The sequence below is a fragment of the Gordonia asplenii genome (assembly GCF_012933505.1).
GTDB classification, from domain to species: domain Bacteria; phylum Actinomycetota; class Actinomycetes; order Mycobacteriales; family Mycobacteriaceae; genus Gordonia; species Gordonia asplenii.
The window spans coordinates 1-268 of sequence record NZ_JABBNB010000125.1; the positions used below are offsets into that span (position 1 = coordinate 1).

General features: G+C 68.3%; 1 protein-coding gene. It reads left to right on the forward strand.

The features are described 5' to 3' along the window. The coding region (locus HH308_RS29465) for a DUF222 domain-containing protein (RefSeq protein WP_170197843.1) at nucleotides 1-268 on the forward strand (268 nt) is incomplete at both ends.

Below are 268 nucleotides of genomic sequence, written 5' to 3' on the forward strand. Positions count from 1 at the left end.
ACATGCGGCGGCCCGTAAGGCGTTCGTCGATTGCGCCCGCCGGATCGCTGTCACCCTGGGCGTCAGTCAGGGCCGCGCGGAGGGCATGCTGGCCGAGGCCGACGATTTGATGACCCGCCATCCGCGGGTCGCGCAACGACTGCGTGACGGTGTGATCAGTGTGGAGATCGCCCGCAAGATCCTCGAACGCACCAACCTGATCGACGACGAACCGAGCGAGGGCGAGGGCGAGTCGAGCGAGGGCGAGCCGAGCGTGGGTGAGTCGAGG